Origin of the sequence: Cellulomonas sp. A375-1, assembly GCF_001040865.1 — a bacterium.
Taxonomy (GTDB): domain Bacteria; phylum Actinomycetota; class Actinomycetes; order Actinomycetales; family Cellulomonadaceae; genus Cellulomonas; species Cellulomonas gelida.
Genome location: NZ_LFKW01000009.1, coordinates 62,808 through 81,792, shown reverse-complemented (window position 1 = coordinate 81,792; position 18,985 = coordinate 62,808). Strand labels below are relative to the sequence as shown.

Sequence of the window (18,985 nt, the reverse complement as noted above, 5' to 3'; positions counted from 1 at the left end):
CGTGGCGGGCCGCACCGACCGGACGACCGACCCGCAGCTGCTCGCCTCGTTGCTGCTGGCCCGGCGGGGCCAGGCGTACTTCTCCCGCACGCTCAACGAGCTGCGCAACGACGAGCTCGACGCCCCGTCGCTCGTGCCGGGCTGGACCCGGCGGCACGTCGTCGCGCACGTCGGCCTGAACGCGCGTGCCCTGACGCGACTGACCGAGTGGGCGGCCACGGGCGTCGAGACCCCGATGTACGCCTCTCGCGAGGAGCGCGACGCGGAGATCGAGTACGGCGCGACCCTGCCCGCGCGCGCCCTGCGGAACCTGTCCGCGCACGCGGCCGTGCACCTCAACGTCGAGTGGCGGGACCTGTCCGACGAGGCGTGGCGTGCGCAGGTCCGCACCGCCCAGGGGCGTGTGGTCCCCGCGAGCGAGACGGTCTGGATGCGCACGCGCGAGGTGTGGGTGCACGCCGTCGACCTCGACAACGGCGCGTCCTTCCGGCACTTCCCGGCCGAGCTCGTCGACCGGCTCCTCGCGGACGTCACCCGCACCTGGCGCGCGCGGGGCGACGCCGAGGGTGTCGTGGTCCCGGTCCTCGAGCCCACGGACCGCGCTGCGCTCGCGGACGACCCTGCGAGTGGCGACGACGTGCCGCGCACCCACCTGCGTGGCCGCGCGGCCGACCTCGCGCGATGGGCGACCGGCCGCGGCGGCGCGCACCTGCTGACGACGACCGACGGCACGCCCGTCCCGGCACCACCGCGCTGGCTCTGACGACTGCCACCATGGCGCCGTGAGCGACCCGCTGCCCCTCGACCTCGCCCGGCACACGGGCTTCCTCGTGCGCCGCACACAGCAGGCGCACCTCGCGGCCTGGGCGCAGGAGGTCGGCCCGCGGCTGACGAACGTGCAGTTCGGCGTGCTCAACGTCCTGCACCGGCTGGGCGAGGCGAGTCAGCGCGAGCTGTGCGACGCCCTGGACCTCGACCGCTCGACCGTCGCCGGGCTCGTCGCCCGCCTCGAGGCGCGCGGCCTCGTCGCGCGCGTGCGCGCCACCGCGGACCGACGCCGCAACGTCGTCCGCCTCACCGATGCGGGCCTTGCCCTGCTGCGCGAGCTGGTCCCCTCGGCGGCGCGTGTCGACGCCGTCCTGACCTCAGCCCTGACCCCGACCGAGCGCGAGACTCTCCAGCACCTCCTCACCACGATCCTCGACTCCCACACCCCCGCACCGGAGTGACTCAGGGCGTGGCGGGGACCGACTCGCCGCGCTTGGCGCGCTGGATCTGCTCGTAGACGTGCGTGCGCAGCTCGGTGAACCGGGGCATCGCGCGCGTGGTGAGCTGGTCGCGGGCGTCCGGCAGGTCGATCGCGAGGTCCTCCTGCACGAACGTCGGGGAGCTCGACAGCATCAGGACGCGCTCGCCCAGGTAGACGGACTCGTCGATGTCGTGCGTGACGAACAGGACGGTCACGCCGAGGTCCCGCCACACGCGTCGGACGAGGTCCTCCAGGTCGGCGCGGGTCTGGGCGTCGACCGCGGCGAAGGGCTCGTCCATGACGAGGATCTCGGGCTGGTAGGCCACGGCCCGCGCGATGGCGACGCGCTGCTGCATGCCGCCCGAGAGCTGCCAGGGGTAGGTGTCGAGCGCGTGGCCGAGCCCGACCTCCTCGATCGCCCGTTCGACCAGGGCGAGCCGCTCGCTCTTGGGCACGCCGCGCGCCTTGAGCGGCAGCGCGACGTTGTCGCGCACCGTGAGCCACGGGTAGAGGCTGCGCCCGTACTCCTGGAACACCAGCGCCATCTTCTTCGGCGGTGCGGTGACCTCGGCGCCGTCGAGGGTGACCGAGCCCGCGGTCGGCGGGAGCAGGCCGGACAGGCACTTGAGCAGGGTCGTCTTCCCGCAGCCGGACGGCCCGACGATGCAGACCAGCTCACCGGGCTGCACGTCGAACGTGATCGAGCCGACGGCCTCGACCGGCCCGGCGGCGCCCTGGTAGGTCTTCTTCAGGTCCCGGACGGACAGCAGGGGTGTTCGCTCAGCCACGTGCAACCTCTCTCGAGCCGTGGTACCAGTGCAGCACCCGTCGTTCGACGAGCTGGAAGACGCCGGCGACCAGGACGCCGACGAGGCCGAGCAGCAGGATGCCGCTCCACATCTCGGCGACCATGTACTGCCGCTGGAAGAAGACGATCTGGTAGCCCAGCCCCGACGACGAGGCGAACATCTCCGAGATCACCATGAGGATCAGCCCGATCGACAGGCACAGCCGGATACCGGCCATGATCTGCGGGCTCGCGGCGGGCAGCACGACGTACCGGTAGGCCAGGACGCCGCGGACCCGGTAGGACCGCGAGGTGTCGACGAGCACGGGGTCGGTCCCGCGCACGCCCTCGATCGTGTTGAGCAGGACCGGCCACACGCTGCCCGAGACGATCACCGCGAGCTTCATGGAGTCGTCGATGCCGAGCAGGAGCATGAGCACCGGGACGAGCACGACGGGCGGGATCGCGCGGAAGAACTCGAGCATCGGCTCGAGCAGGGACCGCAGCCACGGCGTCGCGCCGATCGCGGTGCCCGCGACGATGCCGATGACGATCGACAGCAGCACTCCGATCGCGAACCGGCTCAGGCTCGGCAGGACGTCGCGCGTGAGGGTCTCGGGGGCGAGCCAGGTGGTGACGAACGCGTCGAGCACGCGTGACGGCGGCGGGTAGTAGAGGTTCGTCGTGCCCTGCGTGGCCAGGCCCCAGGCGACGACGAGGAGCGCGGGCAGGCCGACGACGAACGCGATCGAGACGAGTGAGCGACGCACGGCGGGCATCAGCGGGCGCCTTCCTTGCGGACCGACGGGTGCCAGTGCAGCACGCGGCGCTCGACGAGGCGCGTGGCGAGGTTCACCAGGAGCCCGAGCAGGCCCGTGACCAGGACCAGTGCGTACAGGCCGGGGGCGTCCGGGGCGGAGCGGTACACGTCGATCTGCCGGCCGATCCCCGGGTTGCCGATCACGAGCTCGGCCGTGATGGTCAGGACCAGCGCGATCGACGCCGCGAGCCGGAAGCCCGTGATGACGTACGGCAGCGCGGTGGGGAAGACGACGTGGCGCAGCCGCGCGAGGCGCCCGAGCCCGAAGCTGCGCGCGGTGTCGTCGGCGACGGTGTCGACGTCCCCCACGCCGTACAGCACCTGGATGAACACCTGCCAGAACGGCGCGTAGACGACGATCACGAGCGCGGCCTCGCGGGACAGGCCGGCCACGAGGACCGCGAGCGGGATGATCGCGACCGACGGGATGGGCCGCAGGAACTCGACCGTGCTGTGCGTCGCGCGGCGCAGGAACGGCACCAGGCCGATCACGGTCCCCGCGACCACCGCCGCGACGACCGCGATCGCGAGCCCGATCGCCCAGGTGACCACCGTGTCGCCGAGCGCCGACCAGAACGTCGGCTCGCCGAGCTCGGTGACCAGGCGCGCGGCGGTCGTGGAGAACCGCGGCAGGTACGCGGGGTTGACCAGCTCGGCGCGTGCCACGAGCTCCCAGGTGGCGGCGAAGCCGACGATCCCGAGGAACCCGAGCAGCGCGGCGCGGCCGGATCGGGGCGCCGCCGAGCGGCGACCCCCCGCGCCGGCCACGGCGCGCTCGTCGGGGCCGGCCCCGTGTCCGGCCCGGGCCGGGGAGGCTGCGCCCCCGAGGTCCGGGCCGGTCACCGTGTCGGCCGCCTGCTTCACTCGACGATGAGGGTGTCGAGGTCCGGGGCCTTCTCGAAGTACGTGTACTTGACCGCGAGGTCGGACAGGCCCTGCAGGACGCTGACGTCGAGCTCGGTCGAGAAGGTCGGGAAGCGGAGGTTCGCCGCGGCCGGCTCGGGCAGCTTCATCTCGTCGACCAGCGACTGACGCACGGCGGCGTCGTTGTCCTTGGCCCACGCGAACGCCTCGGTCATGGCGTCGCGCACGGCGTCGACGAGCTCCGGGTCGTCGGACACGGTCTTGCCCGTGGTCTGCACGACGAGCGTGGGCAGGCCCGGCAGGACCGCCTGGTACGGGTCGACGACCCGCGCGCCGCCCGCGCCGACGATGATCGAGACGAACGGCTCGGGCACCCATGCGGCGTCGATGTTGCCCGCGTCGAGCTGGGCCTGGGCGTCGGGGAATGCGACCTCGACGAACTGGATCGAGTCCGGGTCGCCGCCGTCGGCCTCGACCGCCGCCCGGATCGTGAGGTCACCGGCCGCGCCGATCGAGTTGACCGAGACCTTCTTGCCCGCGAGGTCGGCGGGCTTGGTGATGGCGCTGCCGGCACCGACGACCACCGAGTTGATGTCGTCGCCCTCGGTGAGGCTCTGCGCGTAGTTGGCGATGATCTTGACGTCCAGCCCCTGCAGGCTGGCCCGCATCGCGCCGAACGGCTGGCCGATCGAGAAGTCGATGTCGCCGTTGAGCAGCGCCGGCATCGCCTGCGCGCCGCCCTGGATCGGCTGGACGGTCACGTCGAGCCCGTGCTCGGTGAAGATGCCGGCCTTGACGGCCGCCCACAGCGGGGCGGTCTCGCTGATGGTCAGCGCGCCGATCGTGACGGGTGTCGGGGTCGCGTCGCCGTCGTCGGTCGCCGCCGCCCCGGGGGCGGCCGAGGTGTTCGCCGGGGAGGGCGTGTCGGACGACGAGCACGCGGCGAGCCCGAGGGACAGCGTCGCGACGAGCGCCGCCACGAGAGCGGGACGTCGGTTCATGGGGTCCTCAATTCTCCGTTGAATCGCGGGTGACTGGCGGGCAGCTCCGCACGCCGTCGGGACCGACCAGCGCTCGGACCATGCATGACACTCGTCCAGCAATCGTGCAGTCGAATGTCACGCATGTCAATGAGCGTGCGCGCCCCCGATGCCGACATGTGACCTGACGCCGTGCGAGAATCGCGCGCATGTCGACGCCGTCCCAGGGCGCGCTCGGACCGGGCGGTGCCACGGTCCGGCGGCGGCCGGAGCAGCTGCTGCTGGCGTTCATGGGCGAGCTCATGGTGGCCGGCGGCGCGGGCCCGCTGCCCGCCTCGGTGCTCATCGCCGTCCTCGGCGAGCTGGGCGTCGGCGAGGCCGCGACGCGCGCGGCGCTGACCCGCATGGCGACCCGACGCCTGCTCGCCTCCGAGCGCGTGGGGCGCACCGTCACCTACCGCCTGACGCCCGAGAGCGAGCGCGTGCTCGGGGAGGCCCGCGACCGCGTGTTCGACGCCGACCCGTTCGCGCCGCGGGGCACCGGCTGGACGCTCGTGACCTTCTCGGTCCCCGAGAGCCGCCGCGACGTGCGGCACCGCGTGCGGGCCCAGCTCGCCTGGGCGGGGTTCGGGCTGCTGCGTGACGGGCTGTGGATCGCGCCCGGCGAGGTCGACGTCGCCTCGGCGCTCGGCGGCGTGCGCGACGACGATCGGCACGACGAGCAGCGGCACGACGAAGGGCGACACGACAGCGGGGCGGGGGACCGCGGCGACGACGACGAGCTCGAGCTCCTCGCGTTCCGCGCCCATGAGGTCCCGGGGTTCTCGGCGGCGCGCAGCGTCCGGACCGCGTGGCGGCTCGACGCGATGCGTGCGCGGCACGAGGAGTTCCAGCACCGCTGGGCGGGCGCCGCGCCCGACGCCGACCGCGCGCTGTGCGACCTGACCGCGCTCGTCGCCGACTGGCTCGACCTGCTGCGCGCGGTGCCGCGCCTGCCGCCCGAGCACCTGGCCGACGACTGGCCCGCCGCGCGCTCGGTCGCCGCGTTCGGCCGCCTCCACACGGCCCTCGCCGAGCCGGCCCGCGCCGAGCTCGGCCGACGCCTCGCGCCCTGACCCGAGGGCGCCAGCAGCGGCGCGAGACCCGGGCAATCATTCGACATCTCGTTGACGATCGTCACGAGAATGGTTGACGTCCGCGGTCGCGGCGGGCACGATCGCTAGGTCAGCAGCCGTCGCGCCCGAGCGCGGCCCGCCCACGAGGATGTGAGCAGTGGCAGACGTCCCGTCGTCGTCCGGTGACCTCGATCGCGCCAACTACGCAACGATCTGGGACGCCGTGGCGCGTGCCGTGCCGGACCGCGTCGCCGTGCGGGCGCAGGGCACGACGCTCACGTACGCCGAGTTCGAGGAGCGCGCCGCACGACTGGCCTCGACGTTCGTCGCGCGCGGCCTCGGCGCGGAGTCGACCGTCGCGATCTTCATGTACAACCGGGTCGAGTACCTGATCACGCTGTACGCGGCGTACAAGATCGGCGCGATCCCGGTCAACATCAACTTCCGCTACCAGGGCACCGAGCTCGCCGAGCTGCTGGAGATGTCGCGGCCGTCGGCGCTCGTGCACCCGAGCAGCCTCGCCCCGGCCGTGCGCGACGCCGCGCAGCGGGTCGCACTGCCCGCGCTCGTCCTCGTCGTGCCCGACGGCCCGCCGCGGGACGCGCCCGACGAGGAGGTCGAGATCCCCGGCGCGGCCCCGTTCGACTCCGCGCTCGAGGCCGACCCCCTCCCCCCGCAGGAGCAGGGCCCGGAGCACAAGATCTTCATGTTCACCGGCGGCACCACGGGCCGGCCCAAGGCGGTCGAGTGGACGCACGGCAACCTGTTCGACAGCCAGCAGTTCTCGATCTACGGCTCGCTGCCCGTCGACCTGCCGACCTCGCTCGACGAGGTCACCCGCATCGCCGCACGCGACGACCTGCCGCGCACGGTCTGCCTGCCGCTGCCGCCGATGATGCACGCGACCGCGCTGTTCAACGTCATGAACGCGATCGTGCTGGGCGGCACCGTCGTGTTCCTGCCCGCCGCGCGCTTCGACCCGCGCGCGGCCGTGCGGGCCATCGCGGAGCACAGGGTCACGCGCCTCGTCGTGGCGGGCAATGCGATCGTCGGACCCCTCGTGGACGTCCTGGACTCGCCCGAGGGCGCCGACGTGGACATCTCCGGGCTGGGCACCGTGCTCAGCTCCGGGATGGTGTGGTCCGACGACCTCAAGCGACGGCTCCTCGCGCACGCGCCCCGCGCGACGCTCATCGACATCGTCGGGGCGAGCGAGGGCGGCCCGTTCGCGTACGGCGTGGTGCGCGGGCCCGACGACCTGCCGTGCCGACCGCGCCTCGCGCCCGGCGCCGTGGTCCTGTCGCCACAGCTCACCCCGGTCGAGGAGGTCGGCGAGACGGGCATGCTCGCCTACCGCGGCGCGATGCCGCTGGGCTACCACGACGACCCGTCGCGCACCGCCGAGACCTACCCCGTGATCGACGGCGTGCGGTACGTCATGCCGGGCGACTGGGTGCGCGTGCTCGGTGACGGCTACGTCGAGCTGCTCGGCCGCGGGTCGGGCGTCGTGAACACCGGCGGCGAGAAGGTGTTCCCCGGCGAGGTCGAGAAGGTGCTGCTCGCGCTGCCGGGAGTCGTCGACGCCGTGGTCCTGGGCCTGCCGGACCCGCGCTGGGGCGAGGTCGTCACGGCCGTCGTCGTCACCGCGCCTGGCGCCGGGGTCACGCCCGAGCAGGTGCAGGACGAGGTCGGCCGGCACCTGGCGGGATACAAGAAGCCGCGTCGCGTCCACGTCGTCGACGAGCTCCAGCGCAGCCCCAGCGGCAAGGTCGACATGCACCGGCTGCGCCGCCGCATCACCGAGCTCGAGGCCCCCGCCGCCGACGCGAGCGGCGCGCCCGACCCTGCCGAGAGGACCCGATGAAGTTCACCGACGCCTACATCCCGTTCGGGATGAGCTGGACCTCGCCGTTCGCCAAGTGGCAGGGGCCGCTCGCCGAGCTCAACAGCCTGGACGTCGCGGTCGACGTCACCGGCCGTGCGCTCGCAGACCGCGGGCTGCCGCCCGAGGAGATCACCGAGTGGACGCTGGGGTGCACGGTCCCGCAGCAGCACGGCTTCTACGGCGTCACCGGCCTCTCGCGCCGCCTGGGTGCCGGTGAGCACGGCGGGCCGTGGATCTCCCGCGCGTGCGCGACCTCGGCCGCGGTGATCGAGCACCTCGCGACGCAGGTGCAGCTCGGCGCGCACGCGACGACGATCGGCGTCATCACCGACCGCACCAGCAACGGCCCGCTCATGCTGTGGAGCAGCGCCCGGGGCCCCGGCGGCGCACCCGTGAGCGAGCACTGGGTGCTCGATCCGATGAAGCTCGACCCGACGACCGGCCAGAGCATGAACGACACGGCCGAGAACACCGCGCGGGCCGCGGGCTACACGCGTGAGCAGGTCGACGAGGTCGCGCTGCTGCGCTACGAGCAGTACCGCAGCACGCTGGCCGACGACCGCGCGATCCAGCGCGCCTACATGGTGCCTGTGCGCATCCCGGGCCGCCGCGAGGACGACTGGCTCGAGGCGGACCACGGCGTCTTCCCGACGACGGCCGAGGGCCTGGCCCGGCTGCGTCCCGTGGCGCCCGACGGCGTGGTGACGTTCGGCGCGCAGACGCACCCGGCGGACGGGTGTGCCGGCGTGGTCGTCGCGCACGGTGCCCGGGCGCGCGAGCTGGGGCGGGACGGGGTCACCGCGCAGATCCTGGCGACCGGCTTCGCGCGCGCCGAGCCCGCGTACATGCCGCGGGCGCCCGTCCCGGCCGCGCTGCGCGCGCTCGCCGACGCGGGCGTCGAGGTCGCCGACCTGGACGTGGTGACCACGCACAACCCGTTCGCGGTGAACGACCTGTGGTTCGCCGAGCAGACCGGCTACCCGCTCGAGCGGATGAACCCGTACGGGTCGTCGCTGGTCTACGGCCACCCGCAGGGTCCCACCGGCGCCCGCGCCGTCACCGAGCTCGTGCACGCGCTGCATGCGCGCGGGGGCGGGACCGGCCTGTTCACCGGCTGCGCCGCGGGTGACTCAGCCGGGGCCGTCGTCGTCCGCGTGGACGGCTGACCGCCTTCCCCCTGTTCTGACCTGTCCTGCACGGCCCTGTTCCTGTCCCGGCCCGACGACGAGAGCGAGCACACCTCATGTCCTCCGACAACGCCGCCGCACCCACGGCGACCCCGACCGACGAGGCGCCGCCCGACGAGGCGACGCCGGTCCTGACCACCGTCGCCATGAGCGACCTGCCGTCGCTCGTCGGGACGACGTTCGGACCGTCGTCCTGGCGCACTGTCACCCAGGAGCAGGTCGACCGGTTCGCGGACCTCACGGGTGACCACAACCCGATCCACGTCGACCCCGCGTACGCGGCGGGCACGCCGTTCGGCGGGACGATCGTGCACGGCTACTTCACGCTGGCCCTCGTCGTGCCGCTCATGGCCGAGGTGATCGAGGTGACCGGGGTGGGCACAGGGGTCAACTACGGGCTCGACCGGCTGCGCTTCCCGGCGCCCGTGCGGGTCGGGTCGCGCATCCGCGTGACCTCGACGCTGTCGGACGTGACCGAGGTGGCCGGCGGGTACCAGGCGGTCTTCGAGAACACGTTCGAGGCCGAGGGGCTGGCCAAGCCCGCCGCGGTCGCCGTCATGATCGTGAGGTACTACGCATGAGCATCGACCTGACCGGGAAGTCCGCGGTCGTCACCGGGAGCGGCCAGGGGCTGGGCCGCGCGTACGCCCGCGCGCTGGCCGCGGCCGGGGCCGGGGTCGTCGTCAACGACGTGAACCCCGACTCCGCGCAGGAGACCGTCGACGCGATCGTCGCCGACGGTGGGATGGCCGTCGCGGTCGTCGCGCCCGTGGGCCCCACCGAGACCGCCGACCAGCTCGTCGCCACGGCCGTCGAGGCGTTCGGGCGCCTCGACGTCCTGGTCACCAACGCGGGCGTGCTGCGCGACCGCGTGCTGTGGAAGACGTCCGACGAGGACTTCGACCTCGTCGTGCAGACGCACCTGCGCGGCACCTTCACCACGGCGCGGGCCGCCGCGGTCCACATGCGCGAACGGGGTGAGGGCGGCCGGATCGTGCTCGTCGGCTCGCCCGCGGGGCAGCACGGGAACTTCGGCCAGACGAGCTACGCCGCCGCGAAGGCCGGGATCGTCGCGATGGCCCGCACCTGGTCGCTCGAGCTCGCGCGCGCAGGCATCACCGTCAACGCCGTCGTGCCGACCGCGATCACCGCGATGACCGCGACCATCCCGGTGTACGCCGAGGTCGCGGCGGCGTACGACCGCGGCGAGCCGCTGCCGCGCGTGGTGCGCCAGGAGCACGCGCTCGGCGGGCCGCAGGACGTCGCGCCGCTCGTCGTGTGGCTCGCGTCCGACGCGTCCGCGGGCGTGACCGGGCAGGCGATCGGGATCGGCGGCGACAAGCTCTCGCTCTACTCCGTCCCGCAGGAGCTGGGCGTGACGTTCCGCGAGGGCGGGTGGGACGCCGACGCGATCGCCGAGGCGTGGCAGGACACGTTCTCCTCGCTCCAGCAGCCGAGCGGGATCACGCTGCCGCCGCTCGACGCCCCGGCCTGACGGCTCGGTACCTCACCGCCTGACGGGCTCAGCGGCCCGCCGGGGCCGCGGTCCGTGCGAGGCCGCTCGGGGCCGGCGGCGCGGGTCGCGGTCCGGGCGGGTCGGACAGCACGGAGAACTGGACGACACGGTCGGTCAGCTCGGGCGCGTACGCGCCGATCACCTGCCGCACGCGTACCGACGCGGGCGCGCCGAGCTGCTCGTACGTGTCCAGGAACAGGTCGCGGGCCTGGTCGCGCGGCCAGTCGGCCGGCAGGAGCGGACGCGGCAGGTCCGGGTCGATGCCCGGGAACGCGCGCCAGCCGTCCATGAGCGCGGTGCGCTTGACGAGCGCGTCGACCGGGGAGATCGCGCCCTTGCCGAGCGCGGCGTGCGTGGGCTCCCACGTCGTGACGAACGTGCGGTACAGCTCGGCGAGACCGCCGAGGTCCCACGCGCTCTGGGGCTCGACGGTCGCGTCGGGCAGGTCCGGGGAGGTCGCGACGAACGCCGTGGCACGCGTGACCCCGAGGTCCCCGAGCTCGGCGAGCGCCTGGTCGTGGCGCGGGTGCGGTGAGATCCACAGCGCGTCGTAGAGCGGCGCGAACCCGAGCCAGCGCAGCCGTGTGCGCAGCTGCTCGCGCGCCGAGCGGTTGGTCTCCGGGACCGAGAAGGCCACGAGGCTCCAGTGCCCGTCCCACGCGGCCTGGTTCCCCGCGCCGAACGCGACGATGCGCTCGGCGCCGCGGCGCATGACGGACTGCGCGCGGGGGGTCATCGCGTAGAACGTGTTCCGGCCGCTGCGGGTCGAGACGAGCAGGCCGTGCTTGACCATGCGGCTGAGCGCGGCGCGCGCGGCGACGTCGCTCACGCCGAAGTCCGCGAGGAGGTCGACGAGAGCGGCCGAGGGCAGCGGGTCGGTCTGTCCCCACCAGTAGTCGCCGAGCAGGGTCAGGAGCAGGCTCGGCGGTGAGCCCTGCCGGGTGCGCGGTGTGCGGCTGCCCTCGCTGGTCCGCGCCACGGGCTGCTCCCCTCTCGTCGGTCGCCGCCCCCGGCGGCAATGCTTGACACATTCTACGTCGGCCGCAGATAGTGATGTCACGTTCTAGCGAGCTCGGGGGAGCGATAGCGATGAGGCTAGCCAGCACCGTCGACGCACGCCTGCACGTCCTCCTGGCCGACGGCTCGGTCGACGTGACCGACGCGCTCGGCCTGACGCCCGGCCCGGGCGGGCCCCTGCTGGCGTTCCTCGACCGCGGCGGCTCGCTCGCCGAGCTCCGTGCCCTCGACCTCGACGCGCTGCCGACGCAGCCGTTCGACGAGCGCCGGCTCGCGGCGCCGATCGCGCGCCCCGGCAAGGTGGTCGGTGCGCCCGTCAACTACCTCGACCACAAGGCCGAGATGGGCGAGCAGCGCACCATCGCGGACTACGGGGTCTTCCTCAAGGCGAGCTCGTCGGTCATCGGACCCGGCGACCACATCCGGCTGCCGTACCTGGACGTGCGCACCGACCACGAGGGCGAGCTCGGCGTGGTGATCGGACGCACCGCCAGCCGCGTCCCGGCCGAACGCGCCCTGGAGCACGTCTTCGGCTACGCGCCGGTCCTCGACATCACGGTCCGGTCGGGCGAGGACCGGTCGACGCGCAAGTCCTTCGACACGTTCACGCCGCTGGGTCCGTGGGTGACGACGGCCGACGAGGTCGGCGACCCCGGCGCGCTCGAGCTGCGCTGCTGGGTGGACGGCGAGCTGCGCCAGTCCGCGAGCACGGCCGACCTCATCTACGACGTCGCCGAGCTGATCGCCTACACGAGCCATGTCATGACGCTGCACCCCGGGGACGTCATCGCGACCGGGACCCCCGCCGGCGTCGGGCCGATCGCCGCGGGGCAACGGGTCGGGGTCGAGATCGAGGGGCTGGGGCGGCTCGACGTCTGCGTCACCGACGAGGGCGCGATCGCGTACGCCGACCGGCCGGGTCCTCGGTGACGGCGGTCCCGCCGGCCGCCGGTGCCGTGGCGCACGCGCGCACGGCGCACCCGCTGGAGGTGATGTTCCGGCCGACGAGCATCGCCGTGGTCGGTGCCTCCGCGCAGCCCGGCAAGGCCGGGCACGCGATGGTCCAGGCGCTGCGTCACTTCCCCGGCACGCTCCACCCGGTCAACCCGCGCGGCGGGCACGTGCTCGGCCACCCGGTGCTGACGACCCTGCGCGAGTCGTCCGGCGTGGACCTCGCCGTGCTCGTGGTCCCGCCCGAGGCCGTGCCCGCGGCGCTCGAGGACGCGCGCGACGCCGGGGTGCGCGCGGCGGTCGTGTGCGCGGGCGGGTTCGCGGAGTCCGGACCCGACGGCGCGCGCATCCAGGAGCGCGTGGCGCGCGTGGCGCAGGAGGCCGGCATCCGGCTCCTGGGCCCCAACACGTCGGGCTTCATGAACCCGGTCGACCGGACGACCGCCAACTTCATGCCCGCCGTGGCGGACCTGCCGGCCGGCTCGGTGAGCGTCGTGGCGCAGTCCGGCGGGGTGAACCTCGCCCTGGCGTTCATGCTCGCGCGCGCCGGGGTCGGTCTGCGGCTCGGCGCCGGGCTCGGCAACGCGATCGACGTCGACTTCCCCGAGCTGCTGGACCTGCTCGCGGACGACGAGGCGACCACCGCGGTGGGCCTGCACGTCGAGGGCGTGACCGACGGACCCGCGCTCGTCGCCGCGCTGCGCCGGACCACGGCGCGCAAGCCCGTCGTGGCGTTCAAGGTCGGGCGGTCCGACGTCTCGGAGTTCGCGCGATCGCACACCGGCGCGATGACGGGCTCGTACGAGGTGACGCGCGCCGCGCTGCAGCAGGCCGGGGCGGTGGTGGTGGACAGCCTCGAGGAGCTGGTCGCCGCGCTCGCCGCGCTGCGCGCGGTGCGGCTGCCCGCGGCCGAGCGCATCGGGGTCGGCCTGCTCACCGGGCAGGCGGGTCCGGGCCTCGTCGTGACTGACGCGCTCGGCGCGCGCGGGATCGACCTCCCGCCCCTGGCCGACGCCACGCAGCAGCGCATCGCCGAGCTGCTGCCGCCGCTGACGTTCCAGCGCAACCCGGTGGACACCGGCCGGCCCTCGCCGACGTTCGGTGACGTGCTCGGCGCGGTCGCCTCCGACCCGGCGATCGACGTCGTCGGCGTGTACGCGCTCGACGAGCCGGGCGCGCTCGACCCGGTCGCCGCGCTCGGACCGGCCGCGGGCCGCGTGCTGTTCGCGACCGGGGGACCGCCGGACGCGCTCGCCGCACGGCGCCTGGGGCTCGACGCCGCGGGCATCCCGATGCTCGCCGGTCCGGGGGACCTCGCGACCGCCCTCGCGGCGGTCGTCACCGACGCCCGCCTGCGCGCGGTCGTCGACGTGCCGCCCGTCGCCGCGACGCGGACGCTCGGGCGCACGCTCGACGAGCACGAGGCCAAGACACTCGTCGAGGCGTACGGCCTGCGCACGCCCGCGCGTCGCGTCGCCGACGACCGGGCGCAGGCCCACGCGGCGCTCGCGGACCTCGGGCGCGGCGGGGGTCGCGTCGTCGTGAAGGTGCTCGACGCGGACGTGCTGCACAAGTCTGACGTCGGCGGGGTGCACGTCGGCGTGAGCGACGCCGCCGCGCTCGACCGCGCGCTCGACGCGATCGACGCCATCCCCCGCGCAGGTCACCCGCGGCGCTACCTGCTCGAGCAGCTCGCGGCGCCCGGCGCCGAGCTCATCGTCGGCGCGGTGCGCGACCCGGTCTTCGGCCCCGTGGTGCTGCTCGGGCTGGGCGGCGTGGCGGCCGAGCTCGGCGGGGCGGCGGCCTTGCGGCTCGCGCCGCTGTCGGAGGCCCGCGCGCGCGAGATGGTCGCCGCGCTCCCGCCCACGGTCCTGCACGGCTTCCGTGGCACGCCGCCGGTCGGCGTCGACGCCCTCGTCGACGTCCTGCGCGCGGTCGGCGACCTGATCAGCGACCACGGCGACGTCGCCGAGGTGGACCTGAACCCGGTCCGGATCACGGCCGAGGGGCCCGTCGTCCTCGACGCCCTCGTCGTCGTGACACCCCCGAGAGGAGACACGCGTCCGTGAGTGCACACCCCCTCGGCTCGGGCGGCACCCGAGACGTCCTGGTCGTCGGCGCCGGCCCGGTCGGGCTGACCGCCGCGTTGGCGCTGCGTGCGTACGGGCTGCCGGTCACGGTGCTCGAGGCCGGGCCGGACGGCCGGCAGCGTCCCGGGAGCCGGGCGATCTTCACGCACAGCCAGACCCTGCAGATCCTCGACCGGATCTCCCCCGGGCTGGGCGCCGAGCTCTACGAGCACGGCGTCTACTGGAACACCCAGCGCACGTTCTACGGCGGCAAGGAGGTCTACGCCAAGACCTACCCGGACCCGCCCGCGGGGGTGTACCCGCACTTCACGAGCCTGCCGCAGGTCCAGATCGAGGCGTACCTGTACGCGCGCGCGGTGGCCGCCGGGGTCCGGTTCGCGTGGGAGCAGGAGGTCGAGCAGATCACCACCGACGACGACGGGGTCACCGTGACCACGGCCGCAGGGGCCCGCTGGGACGCGGGTTACGTCGTCGGCGCGGACGGGTCGCGCTCGGCGGTGCGCAAGCAGATCGGTGCGCGCATGGAGGGCGGGAAGGACGACGGCTGGTACGTCGTCGTCGACGTGGCCGAGCTCGACGAGCCGACGCTGCCGCGCGAGCGGCACTTCCACTACGCGCACCCGGCGGTCGGCGGTCGCAACGTGCTGATCGTGCCGTTCGCCGGTGGGTACCGCGTGGACCTGCAGCTCGTGGACGGCGACGACCCCGACGAGCTCGCGTCGCCGCAGGGCGTGCGCACGTGGCTCGACGCCGTCCTGCCGCCGGGCTACGCGCAGCGCACGACGTGGGTCTCGACGTACCAGTTCCTGCAGCTCGTGGCGCACGACTTCGCCGACCCGCACCGCCGCGTGCTCCTGGCCGGGGAGGCCGCGCACCTGTTCGCGCCGTTCGGCGCGCGTGGCCTCAACTCGGGCGTCCCCGACGCGGAGGCGGCGGCGATCGCGATCGCGGCGGCGTCCCGGGCCTCGGGGCCGGCGGCCCGCACGCCGGTCGAGGCGTTCGCGCTCGCTCGTCGGTCCGCGGCGCTGTTCAACCGCGACGCGGCCGGTGAGGCGCTCGCGCACCTGCGCCCCGACGCCGCGACGGCCGCGAAGGTCCGCGACGCCGCCGAGCGCGCGCCGGCCGACGAGGCCGCGTCGGTCTGGCTCGAGAAGGCACCGTACGGCCCGCGCGGCGTCCACCGCGCGGAGACGCCCTACCGCTACTGACCCACCCGCTGCACGCACCCACCTGGTGCAGACCCCACCTGCGTCGCGGCCGACCGCAGCAAGCCCGACGCAGCGAGGCCCCGCGGGAGCACGGCGTGCGCTCCCGCGGGGCCTCGTGGGCGTCAGCCGACCGTCACGGCCTGGGGTGCGGCGGCTTCGGCGGGGTGGGCTTCGGGTGGTGCGGCTTGTGCAGCTGGAGCTGGCTGATCGCGCGCTCCAGGTCCGCGTTCGCCTTGTTCACCTTGGCCTGCGGGCCGCCCTTGGCGAGCACGGCCTTCGCCTGACCCAGTGCCTTCTTCACCGCGGCCGCGCTCTTCGGCGTGTACGCGCGCAGGTCGATCGCCTTCGCCTCGGCGACCGTGGCCGCAAGAGTCGAGGTGTCGGTGATCTGCCCGCGGATGCCCAGCCAGCGCTCCGGGTCGGCGACGGCAACGGCGGACAGCTTCTCCGAGAAGTCGCTGTTGAAGATCTGCGGGTTGTGCGTCGACCGCCAGCTCAGCTGGTCCGTCAGCCCCCAGAACGTCACCCGGTCGAGGTGCGTCGAGTACTTCTTGTAGACGGCGAAGTACTCGGCGAACCGCTGGGCCTGGATCTTCTCCAGCTCGGCGCGGTTGGTGATCTTGCCGACCCAGTACGTGAACCCGTCACGCGAGATCCGGTCCTTGACCGACGGGTCGGTCAGGTCGCGGTACTGGGAGCGGTCGTCGCCCTCGGGCTGGCCGTTCCACGCCTCCCAGACCTGGGTGTCCAGCTCGCTGATGTCGGCCGTCAGGCCCGCATCGATGATCAGCTGCAGCGAGCGCTCGACGGACGCGTGGTCCGAGCACGCCCCGGGCTGCCACTCCTCGGCCGCGTCGTTGACGACCTTGCGCAGCTGGGTGTGGTCGGAGCACGCGAACGCCGGCGTCTGGTTGATGTAGTTGTGCGACTGCAGTCCGATGCTCTCGATGAGCGGCCGCTTGTCCCGGGGGTGCTCGGCGGCGTAGCGGGCGTTGAGGTCCTTGGCCATCGTGACGATCGCCTCGCCCTTGCCCTCGGACTGGAAGACGTTGAAGTCGTTGTAGACGAGGCGCTGCTCGGGGCCGTACTTGCGGGCGAAGACGAACGCGTCGTAGAGGAAGTCCGCGGGGCTCTGGCCCGCCGCGGTGTCGGCGCCGTTGGCGTACGCCGCGTACCAGTTCGACCAGCCGCCGTTCGGGCCGCCGCGCAGGAAGTCGCGCCAGTCCTGCGTCGCGGGGTCGAACTCGTCGAGCCCGTCGACGAACGCCTCGTTGACGACGTCCCAGGAGACGGTGCGGCCCTTGAAGTGCGTCAGCACCTCCTTGATGTAGCGCTCCATGTTGGCGCGCGCCAGCTCACGGGTGCCGCCCGTGGGACCGCTGTTGAGGCGGGCCGGGGACTGCCCGTGCCAGACGAGCACGTGGCCGTGGACCTTCTTGTGCTTGGCGAGCGTCTGGTCGACGAACGCGTCAGCGGCCGCGAAGGTGAACGTGAACGCGCCCGTCACGGGGTCGATGTTGGCGTTCGGCAGCAGCTGGTCCGGCTTCATGGCGTTCTCGGCCGTCATCGCGCTGTAGTGCCGCTCGACGGTTGCCAGGTTGGGCGACCCGGCCGCGTAGGTCTGCGGGCCCGAGTAGATGTTGCCGACGTCGAAGTAGTCGCGGTAGACGTCCTTGAGCGGCTTGATCGCGTGCCGGAAGCTCGTCGTGAGGACGACGTCGCTCGCCGGCATCGTGAACGAGTCGACCCGGGCGCCGATCCAGTCGAGGTCGGTGGACGTCCACCCACCCCACACGTGCCCCTTCTTCGGCGTCGCGGTGAGCTGGACGGTCTCGCCCGGCTCGTAGCTGCCGGCGCCGGTGACGGTCCCGCCGTGCCCGGACACGGTGATCCGGACGTCGAACCCGTCGTCGGCGACCGCGCTCTGTGCGGGCAGGGCGACACCGGCCGCCACCAGGAAGCCCGCGACCGCGGCTCCCGCCCACCGTGCCGGACGCCACCGTCCCTGCGTCGTCGCTGGTCCGTCGCCATGTCGTCGTGTGACAAGCCCTGTCATCGACCCGTTCCTCTCGCTGGCACCGCCCGAGCCGGGGGTGGCGATCGCAGGCGACCGGTGACGCTCAGCCCACCTCGCCCGGCACTCGGCTGATATCCCTCGGTGTGCGGCCGAGACTTTCGACGACGAGAGCCTGTGTCACCAGCCGCACGAGCACGACCGGGCGCATCTCCATCGATGCAGGAGCGTCACCCTCGACGCAGCGGACCTAGGCCGTACGGGTGACACGCTAGGTATCGCCAGGGGGAGCGTCAAGGCGAGATGTCACCCGAACGCGTCGCGGAGCCGACCGCTCACGGCCCGCCGCGGCGACCTGTAGTTGCGCGTGACGGAGCGCAAGAACTAGCGCGTGACGGTCCGGAACGGGTCGGAGGTCGCGACGAGCTCGACCGGGACCTCGGGCAGGACCTCGCGAAGCGAGCGGGCGTACTCGGCCATCCCCTCCTGCTCGGAGGGCACGTGCCCCACGACGACGACGCCCGCGCACAGCCCCGCGGTGACCGCGTCGGCGGCGTACTCGCCGGTCTCCCACTCGTGCGCCTCGCCGATGACGATCGCGTCGACGTCGGCGCGGGCGATCAGGGCCCGGTTGTGCACGAACCCCTGGAACCCCGGCTGCAGCCCCACGGCCGAGACGGCCGCGTCCGGGTCGCCGACGTAGCGCAGCGCGCGCGCACCGAGCGCGTCGGCGACGTGTGCGGCGAGCGCGCCGAGCGTCGTCGGCGGCAGGTCGTAGACCTCGTGGTCACCGGCGCGCGCGTGCTCGAGCCAGCCGAGGGCGCGCGCGACGCCCGTCTGGATCCCGTCCGGCTCGCGGTCGTGCCACGCGTCGTGCTGGTGCAGCACCACGAGCCCGTGCTCGGCCACGAACGCGGCCTTCGCCGCGAACACCGGGTCGCCCGCGGACGCCAGCGCCTCGTCGGATGCGCCGTGGTGGTCGAAGTACAGCGGCTCGTGCGTGACGACGAGGTCCAGCCCCCGCGCGGCGGCGCGCCGCAGGACGTCGAGCGTCGCCATCATCGTCACGGCGATGCCGTGGATCGGGGCGTCCGGGTCGCCGGCGAGGAAGCCGTCGACCGTCGTCGGCCGTGGCGGCACCCCCACGTGCGCGCTGATCCGCTCCGCCACCTGCCGCGCCGTCACCGTCACGCCCGTCACCCTAGTGACCCGGGTCGAGGCCCGACGACCAACGACGAGCGCACCCCACGTCTCGCGACGCGGTCCAGCCGGGGGACACTGGTGGCAGCAACAACTGCTTCG

General features: G+C 73.8%; 17 protein-coding genes. 10 read left to right on the top strand and 7 right to left on the bottom strand.

Annotated elements, in window-relative coordinates:
- Position 1 precedes the first annotated feature (1 nt).
- Positions 2 to 763 (top strand): maleylpyruvate isomerase family mycothiol-dependent enzyme, encoded by a 762-nt coding sequence (locus CWIS_RS01070; protein WP_048341359.1) that lies wholly within the window; start codon positions 2 to 4, stop codon positions 761 to 763.
- A 19-nt stretch (positions 764 to 782) separates the two neighbouring features.
- Entirely contained in the window at positions 783 to 1,229 is a 447-nt protein-coding gene (locus CWIS_RS01065) for a MarR family winged helix-turn-helix transcriptional regulator (RefSeq protein ID WP_082156119.1), read from the top strand.
- Between the two features lies 1 nt (position 1,230).
- On the opposite strand, the gene CWIS_RS01060 is transcribed toward CWIS_RS01065, so the two are convergent.
- The 4 genes from CWIS_RS01060 to CWIS_RS01045 form a co-directional block, all read right to left on the bottom strand.
- On the bottom strand, positions 1,231 to 2,037 hold the full coding sequence (locus CWIS_RS01060) for an ABC transporter ATP-binding protein (RefSeq protein ID WP_048341358.1): 807 nt from the start codon (positions 2,035 to 2,037) through the stop codon (positions 1,231 to 1,233).
- Positions 2,030 to 2,815: an ABC transporter permease gene (locus CWIS_RS01055; protein WP_048341357.1), complete on the bottom strand. Its 786-nt coding sequence runs from the start codon at positions 2,813 to 2,815 to the stop codon at positions 2,030 to 2,032. Before CWIS_RS01055 ends, CWIS_RS01060 begins: the two co-directional genes overlap by 8 nt.
- The gene (locus CWIS_RS01050; protein WP_048341386.1) at positions 2,815 to 3,624 is read right to left on the bottom strand and encodes an ABC transporter permease; all 810 of its coding nucleotides are present in this window, start codon (positions 3,622 to 3,624) and stop codon (positions 2,815 to 2,817) included. Before CWIS_RS01050 ends, CWIS_RS01055 begins: the two co-directional genes overlap by 1 nt.
- 92 nt (positions 3,625 to 3,716) lie before the next feature.
- Positions 3,717 to 4,721: an ABC transporter substrate-binding protein gene (locus tag CWIS_RS01045; RefSeq protein WP_048341356.1), complete on the bottom strand. Its 1,005-nt coding sequence runs from the start codon at positions 4,719 to 4,721 to the stop codon at positions 3,717 to 3,719.
- 188 nt (positions 4,722 to 4,909) lie between these two features.
- Between CWIS_RS01045 and CWIS_RS01040 the strand changes: the two genes are divergently transcribed.
- From CWIS_RS01040 to CWIS_RS01020, 5 genes are all read left to right on the top strand, one after another.
- Entirely contained in the window at positions 4,910 to 5,815 is a 906-nt protein-coding gene (locus CWIS_RS01040; RefSeq protein WP_048341355.1) for a PaaX family transcriptional regulator C-terminal domain-containing protein, read from the top strand.
- Positions 5,816 to 5,972: 157 nt separating this feature from the next.
- Positions 5,973 to 7,679 (top strand): AMP-binding protein, encoded by a 1,707-nt coding sequence (locus CWIS_RS01035; RefSeq protein ID WP_048341354.1) that lies wholly within the window; start codon positions 5,973 to 5,975, stop codon positions 7,677 to 7,679.
- A complete protein-coding gene (locus CWIS_RS01030) occupies positions 7,676 to 8,866 on the top strand; it encodes a thiolase family protein (RefSeq protein ID WP_048341353.1) in 1,191 nt (396 codons plus the stop codon). Before CWIS_RS01035 ends, CWIS_RS01030 begins: the two co-directional genes overlap by 4 nt.
- Positions 8,867 to 9,033: 167 nt before the next feature.
- Positions 9,034 to 9,468 (top strand): MaoC family dehydratase, encoded by a 435-nt coding sequence (locus tag CWIS_RS01025; RefSeq protein ID WP_048341385.1) that lies wholly within the window; start codon positions 9,034 to 9,036, stop codon positions 9,466 to 9,468.
- A 2-nt stretch (positions 9,469 to 9,470) separates the two neighbouring features.
- Positions 9,471 to 10,382, top strand: a complete 912-nt coding sequence (locus tag CWIS_RS01020) for an SDR family NAD(P)-dependent oxidoreductase (RefSeq protein WP_197080739.1) — start codon at positions 9,471 to 9,473, stop codon at positions 10,380 to 10,382.
- A gap of 28 nt (positions 10,383 to 10,410) precedes the next feature.
- Here the strand turns inward: CWIS_RS01020 and CWIS_RS01015 are convergent, their stop codons facing one another.
- A complete protein-coding gene (locus CWIS_RS01015; RefSeq protein WP_048341351.1) occupies positions 10,411 to 11,382 on the bottom strand; it encodes a PaaX family transcriptional regulator C-terminal domain-containing protein in 972 nt (323 codons plus the stop codon).
- Positions 11,383 to 11,492: 110 nt separating this feature from the next.
- On the opposite strand from CWIS_RS01015, the gene CWIS_RS01010 reads away from it, so the two are divergent.
- The 3 genes from CWIS_RS01010 to CWIS_RS01000 are packed head-to-tail and all read left to right on the top strand — an operon-like array spanning position 11,493 to position 15,669.
- Positions 11,493 to 12,350, top strand: a complete 858-nt coding sequence (locus CWIS_RS01010; protein ID WP_048341350.1) for a fumarylacetoacetate hydrolase family protein — start codon at positions 11,493 to 11,495, stop codon at positions 12,348 to 12,350.
- A complete protein-coding gene (locus CWIS_RS01005; protein WP_231583625.1) occupies positions 12,347 to 14,440 on the top strand; it encodes an acetate--CoA ligase family protein in 2,094 nt (697 codons plus the stop codon). Before CWIS_RS01010 ends, CWIS_RS01005 begins: the two co-directional genes overlap by 4 nt.
- Entirely contained in the window at positions 14,437 to 15,669 is a 1,233-nt protein-coding gene (locus CWIS_RS01000) for an FAD-dependent oxidoreductase (protein WP_048341349.1), read from the top strand. The genes CWIS_RS01005 and CWIS_RS01000 overlap by 4 nt, the downstream gene beginning before the upstream one ends.
- A 133-nt stretch (positions 15,670 to 15,802) precedes the next feature.
- Here the strand turns inward: CWIS_RS01000 and CWIS_RS00995 are convergent, their stop codons facing one another.
- A complete protein-coding gene (locus CWIS_RS00995; RefSeq protein ID WP_082156117.1) occupies positions 15,803 to 17,725 on the bottom strand; it encodes an endo-1,4-beta-xylanase in 1,923 nt (640 codons plus the stop codon).
- A 342-nt stretch (positions 17,726 to 18,067) separates the two neighbouring features.
- The gene (locus CWIS_RS00990; protein WP_048341383.1) at positions 18,068 to 18,874 is read right to left on the bottom strand and encodes a Nif3-like dinuclear metal center hexameric protein; all 807 of its coding nucleotides are present in this window, start codon (positions 18,872 to 18,874) and stop codon (positions 18,068 to 18,070) included.
- Positions 18,875 to 18,985 lie beyond the last annotated feature (111 nt).